General features: G+C 46.0%; 7 protein-coding genes. All 7 read left to right on the top strand.

Translation table 11 applies throughout. The features are described 5' to 3' along the window. Positions 1-653, top strand: a 653-nt coding sequence (locus VU18_RS08195; protein WP_047757942.1) for an ABC transporter ATP-binding protein, incomplete at its 5' end; no start/stop codon positions are given. A gap of 27 nt (positions 654-680) precedes the next feature. Next, entirely contained in the window at positions 681-2,306 is a 1,626-nt protein-coding gene (locus VU18_RS08190; protein WP_033011476.1) for a peptide ABC transporter substrate-binding protein, read from the top strand. Positions 2,307-2,376: 70 nt separating this feature from the next. Then, positions 2,377-2,748 (top strand): DUF3899 domain-containing protein, encoded by a 372-nt coding sequence (locus VU18_RS08185; RefSeq protein ID WP_023633856.1) that lies wholly within the window; start codon positions 2,377-2,379, stop codon positions 2,746-2,748. Between the two features lie 35 nt (positions 2,749-2,783). Continuing rightward, on the top strand, positions 2,784-3,386 hold the full coding sequence (gene pcp, locus VU18_RS08180; RefSeq protein ID WP_023633857.1) for a pyroglutamyl-peptidase I: 603 nt from the start codon (positions 2,784-2,786) through the stop codon (positions 3,384-3,386). A 333-nt stretch (positions 3,387-3,719) separates the two neighbouring features. Beyond that, a complete protein-coding gene (locus VU18_RS08175; RefSeq protein WP_011231396.1) occupies positions 3,720-4,814 on the top strand; it encodes a GntR family transcriptional regulator in 1,095 nt (364 codons plus the stop codon). A 94-nt stretch (positions 4,815-4,908) separates the two neighbouring features. Continuing rightward, positions 4,909-5,595, top strand: coding sequence for an L-ribulose-5-phosphate 4-epimerase (gene araD / locus VU18_RS08170; RefSeq protein ID WP_047757941.1), 687 nt, complete (start codon positions 4,909-4,911; stop codon positions 5,593-5,595). Between the two features lie 16 nt (positions 5,596-5,611). Further along, the coding region (locus VU18_RS19820) for an FGGY family carbohydrate kinase (protein WP_047757957.1) at positions 5,612-6,126 on the top strand (515 nt) is incomplete at its 3' end.

Raw genomic sequence — 6,126 nt, 5'->3', positions numbered from 1 at the left:
GGATGAGGGTTGGCGATATTATTGCGGAAGGTATTGATGCCCATCAGTTAGCGAAAGGAAAAGAACGGCAGGAGATGGTGTACGCTCTTCTTGAAAAAGTAGGATTACATCCGGAACATGCACAGCGGTTCCCCCATGAGTTTAGCGGGGGGCAGAGGCAAAGAATTGGCATTGCCCGTGCGTTGGCGGTTAAACCGAAATTTATTGTTGCCGATGAGCCAATCTCGGCTTTGGACGTGTCGATTCAAGCGCAAGTCGTGAACTTGCTGGATGATTTAAAGCAAGAGGGAAATTTAACCTATTTGTTTATTGCCCATGATTTAGGGATGGTCAAACATATTAGCGATCGGATAGGGGTGATGTACCTTGGCAAGATGATGGAAATTGCAACGAGTTCCGAGCTGTTTGAAGAACCGTTGCATCCTTACACGCAGGCGCTTTTGTCAGCTATACCGATCCCTAGCCCAAGATTGGCGAGAAAAAGGGAAAGAATTGTTCTATCCGGGGATCCGCCGAGTCCCGTCAACCCGCCAAGTGGCTGCAGATTTCGGACGCGATGCCCATATGCCATGGATATTTGCAAGGAAGAGGAGCCAGCTTGGAAGGAAGTCAGAAAAAACCATTGGACAGCTTGTCATTTATATCATCAGTAAAAATATTCAAGGGAGGATCAATCAAGGATGAAAAGAAGTCTTCTAACTGTATTGGTGTTGTTGCTATTCGTTTCAACGGCGCTCGCCGGTTGCGGCAATGAAACGCCGTCAAATGAAGGAGGCGAGGCGACCAAGAATATTAAGCAGGAAATTACGTTGAATGCAAAGACCGAGCCGCCTAGCTTAGACCCTGCTATCGCATCGGATACGACGTCGGGATGGGTGATCGACCACCTATTTGAAGGATTGTATACGAAAAATCAAAAAGGAGAGCCTGTATTAGGAGCCGCAAGTGATGTAAAAATATCAGAAGATGGAAAAACGTATACGTTTACGATTCGTGAGGATGCAAAATGGTCTGACGGTGATCCAGTCACGGCCTATGACTTTGAATACGCTTGGAAACGTGTGCTTGATCCGAAGACAGGGAGCCCGTTCGCTTTTTATATGTATTACATCAAGGGGGCCGAAGAATATAACAAAGGAAAGGGAAGCGCGGATCAGGTAGGGATTAAGGCGTTGGATGACAAAACATTCCAAGTGGAATTAAAAGCACCGTTGGGATATTTTGATAAATTGCTGACCATGTGGACATTTTATCCAGTGAAAAAATCTCTCGTTGAATCGAACCCGAAATGGGCAGCGGACGCAAAAGGATATGTAAGCAACGGGGCTTATCGTTTGACAGAATGGAAGCATAATAGTGAAGTTGTCATCGAAAAGAATGAACATTATTGGAACAAAGATCAAATTAATATGCAAAAGGTAACATGGAAGATGGTCAATGATGCGACGACATACTATCAAATGTATAAAACAGGGGAGCTTGACTTAATTGACACCTTGCCGACTGACGTCATTGACCAAGAAAAAAATAATAAGGAGTTTAAAATCACTCCATACTTTGGTACGTATATGTTTATGCTGAATGTAGACAAACCACCGTTTACGAACGCAAAAATTCGCCGCGCTTTTGCCATGGCCATTGATCGGGAGGCAATTGTCAAAAATATTACCAAATCTGGTGAAAAACCGGCTTATGCCTTCGTACCATACGGTGTCAATACTCCGAAAGGCGATTTCCGCGAAGTGGGCGGTTCTTATTTTGAAGAGAACGTCAAAGAAGCGAAACAGTTATTGGAAGAAGGTATGAAGGAAGAAGGATGGACAAAGCTTCCAGAAGTCACGCTAATGTATAATACCGCCGAGAACCATAAAAAAATTGCTGAAGCTGTTCAAGAAATGTTGAAAACGAACCTTGGCGTGAAAGTGAAACTGGCCAACCAAGAATGGAAAACATACTTGGAAACGACACAGCAGTCCAATTTCCAAATGGCCCGCATGGGTTGGGTCGGTGTGTTTGTTGACCCGACAGTGATTTTGGATTACTACTTAGGTGACAGCCCGAACAACCGCACGAACTGGGTAAACAAGCGATTTGATGATTTGATGGCCAAAGCGAAAGTAGAACAAGATGACCAGAAACGATATGAACTCCTCCATGAAGCGGAAAAAGTATTAATGACGGATTTGCCGTTTATCCCTGTTTATTTCTATTCGCAAAATTATTTAACGTCGCCGAAATTCAAAGGCATTGTCTATCCTGTCAACCGTTATCCGGATGTGCGCTGGGCGAAAAAAGTAGCGGAGTAAGATAAATAAGGGGAAGAATTATTCCTAATATGGATAATTCTTCCTCTTTTTCTCCGTAAGGAGGGGGAGCATGGCGCTGTACTTCGTGGCTAGTTTTTGTACGATCGCTGTTTTGTTATGCATAAAACGATTTTATGAGATGAGTGCACTTGTTTTCATTAACGAGTGTTTTTTGTTGGGCCTTACGTTATTGGCGCTGGGAGCGGCGTTGTTTGTTCATCAAACCGGTTTTTTCCGCCCTTTTTTCCAAGGCTTTCAGCAACTATACCGATGGATAGTGCCGAAACCAAAGATGTTGATTCGGGAAGAAGAAAAGTGGGCAAATGATGTTTGGTTGAAGGATTGGAAAAATCGAACGACGGATCGCATCAAAACTGTTTTGCTTGGCACGGGCACAGGATGTTTATTCATATCCCTGACTTATTTATTTTTCTACTATTAAACTGAAACGTTTAGCGTTGGGAGGGATATTCTTTAATGAAAAAGCTGTTATTAACAGGGTTTGAACCTTTTTTGGAATTTCCTATTAACCCAACGGAACGAATTGCGACAGAACTGGACGGAATGGAGATTGGAAAGTATCAGGTTTACGGCCGCGTGCTTCCGGTTGACTTTTCGCAGTCGTCCTTGCGCTGTTTAGAGCACCTGGAACAAATCCAACCGGATGTCGTTATGTCGCTCGGTCTCGCTGCCGGTCGTACAAAAATCACCCCCGAACGAGTAGCAATCAATTGTCAAGACGGAGGGCCGGATAACCGTGGAATACATGTGCAAGATGAGCCCATTGTCGAAGACGGACCAGCAGCTTATTTCTCTACATTGCCGATCCGCCGGTTTGTCAATGTCCTGAATGAGCGGGGATACCCTGCGCAAATTTCTAATACGGCAGGAACGTATTTGTGCAACCATGTCATGTATTCTGTCTTGCATAAAATAAGCAGTGAAAATTTGTCCGTGCAGGCTGGCTTTGTCCACCTCCCTGCCTCTCACGAGCTTGCCGTTCGGCGTCCGACTCTCCCGAGTTGGTCGCATAAGGATTTGTGGAATGCGGTTGTGTCGATGATTGAGGAGTTGGAGTAGTTCGTTATTTTGTTTTTCATCCCCTTTTTTCCATTGGGTGGTTTTCTCTCATTCCTAGTGGAGAAAAGGGGATTTTTGTGCGTAAATTTGGAAAAACATTGCATTTCAAATTCCGAAGTGCTCCTATGACGTGATTGAGAGAAAGACGGGAGCATTGTTGAACTCTACCATCCAATTCAATGAACTTAACGAAAACGATCCCGCAAGGCCATGGAAGAAGGAATGGATGAAATGTTTGCTTCTTTCTTGAGATTATAACAATAGATACGGACAAATAAAAACTGTTATAATAAAATTAATTTGTATCTCATTATTTTATCGTTGAGGTGGACTATGAAGGAGAAAACGCTGCCTAAATATCTGCAATTAAAACAAGAAATTTTATCTTGGATCATTTCCGGACAAATGAAGCCGGATGAGAAAATTCCAACCGAGCACGAAATCGCCAACCAGTTTCAACTAAGCCGACATACGGTTCGGCAGGCGCTAGGGGAACTCGAGAAGGAAGGATGGCTGTACAAAATCCAAGGGAGCGGCACATTTGTGTCCCGGCCGAAGCCGAAAGAACAGGTGGATACGAAAACGATCGGGATCGTGACGACCTATATTTCCGATTATATTTTTCCCCATATCGTCCGAGGGGCGGAGGAGACGCTGCGGGAGAAAGGATACCGTCTTTTGCTTGCCAGCACGAATAATGATAAACAGAGAGAGAAAGAGCAGCTTGAGGAGATGATTCGGGAGCCATTAAGCGGACTGATCATCGAACCGACAAAAAGCGCGCAAGGAAATCCAAATCTGGGCTACTACTTGTCGCTCAATAACCTCCATATTCCGTACGTGATGATCAATGCCCGCTATTTGGAAGTGAGCTGTCCATGCGTCAAAATGGACGACGAGCAGGGAGGATTTTTATTGACCGACCATCTCATTCGTTTAGGGCACCGCCGGATTGCTGGTTTCTTTAAAACCGACGATTTGCAAGGGGTGGATCGTTTGCGCGGCTTTATTCGCGCCCATCAGCAACACGAGGTGCCTGTGGCCACGGAGTATCTTCTTTCCTACGCAACAGAGGAGAAATGGACAAAGCCGCTTGAGGTGGCGCGGGAGTTTTTGCAACGGCCGAAAGAGGAGCGCCCGACAGCCTTTGTGTGCTACAACGATGAGCTGGCGATTTTGCTTCTTGAAGTCATTCGCCAACAAGGGTTATCGGTTCCCGATGACATTTCGATCGTTGGCTTTGATGACTCTACATTTGCGACAGCGACGGAGGTGAAATTGACGACGATTCGCCATCCGAAAACAGAAATGGGCGTTCAAGCGGCTGAGATGCTCATTCAAATGATCGAACAACGATCAGTCGATAAAATTGGCGATATCATTTATCGACCGGAGCTAATTGTCCGTAACTCAACAAAGGAAATTTAAAAAATGTACGAGGCATCAAAAAAGTTATAGAAAAATTGTACGTACAATAATATAATGGAGGTGAGGAGTTTTTTTATAGAGGGAGTGGAGGCTGATGCTTGAGGAATTGAAACGAGCCGTATTAGAGGCCAACCTGCAGCTCCCGCAATACCGCCTCGTGACGTTTACGTGGGGAAATGTGAGCGGGATTGATCGGGAGCGCGGGTTGGTTGTCATTAAGCCAAGCGGAGTGGCGTATGACAAGTTGACCATTGATGACATGGTGGTCGTGGATTTGAACGGAAATGTGGTGGAAGGGGGCTTAAAACCGTCGTCGGACACCCCCACCCATCTTTGGTTGTATAAACAATTTCCGGAAATCGGAGGAATTGTTCATACCCATTCGGCTTGGGCGACTGTTTGGGCGCAGGCCGGAAAAGGAATTCCGGCATTAGGGACGACACACGCAGACTATTTCTATGGAGAAATTCCGTGCACCCGGCCGATGACCAATGAAGAAATTCAAGGAGCCTATGAACTAGAAACTGGAAAGGTCATTACGGAAACGTTCCGCTTTCTCGACCCGTTGCAAATGCCAGGTGTTTTGGTGCACGGCCATGGCCCGTTTGCTTGGGGGAAAGATCCAGCGAACGCGGTTCATAATGCCGTTGTCTTGGAAGAAGTGGCGAAAATGGCGGCAAGAACATTCATGCTCAATCCAGATGCACAGCCGATCAGCCAAACGCTGCTTGATCGCCATTATTTGCGCAAGCATGGTGCAAACGCTTACTATGGGCAGTAAAGGGAGGGAGACCGAGATGGGGAAAAAGTACGTCATTGGCATTGACTATGGCACCGAATCGGGACGAGCTGTTCTCGTTGATCTAGAAGGAAACGAAATTGCGGACCATGTCACTCCGTATCCTCATGGAGTCATTGATGAAGTGCTGCCGGAATCGAACGTACAACTCGAGCCAGACTGGGCGCTGCAACACCCTGGTGATTATATCGAAGTGTTGGCGACTGCAGTCCCGGCCGTTTTGCAAAAGTCTGGAGTGAGTCCGTCTGATGTCATCGGGGTGGGGATCGATTTCACGGCTTGCACGATGCTGCCGGTTGATGCTTCTGGCGAGCCGCTTTGTCTAAAGCCAGAATTCAAGAGCCGTCCGCACAGTTGGGTGAAATTGTGGAAGCACCATGCCGCTCAGGATGAGGCGAACTTGCTCAATGAAATTGCGGCCAAACGAGGCGAAGCGTTTTTGCCGCGATATGGCGGTAAAATTTCGTCTGAGTGGATGATTGCGAAAATTTGGCAGATTTTAAACGAAGACCC

Source organism: Geobacillus sp. ZGt-1 (assembly GCF_001026865.1).
Taxonomy (GTDB): Bacteria; Bacillota; Bacilli; order Bacillales; family Anoxybacillaceae; genus Geobacillus; species Geobacillus thermoleovorans.
Note: the sequence above shows the minus strand (reverse complement) of the source record. Positions and strands in the feature narration are given on the sequence as shown.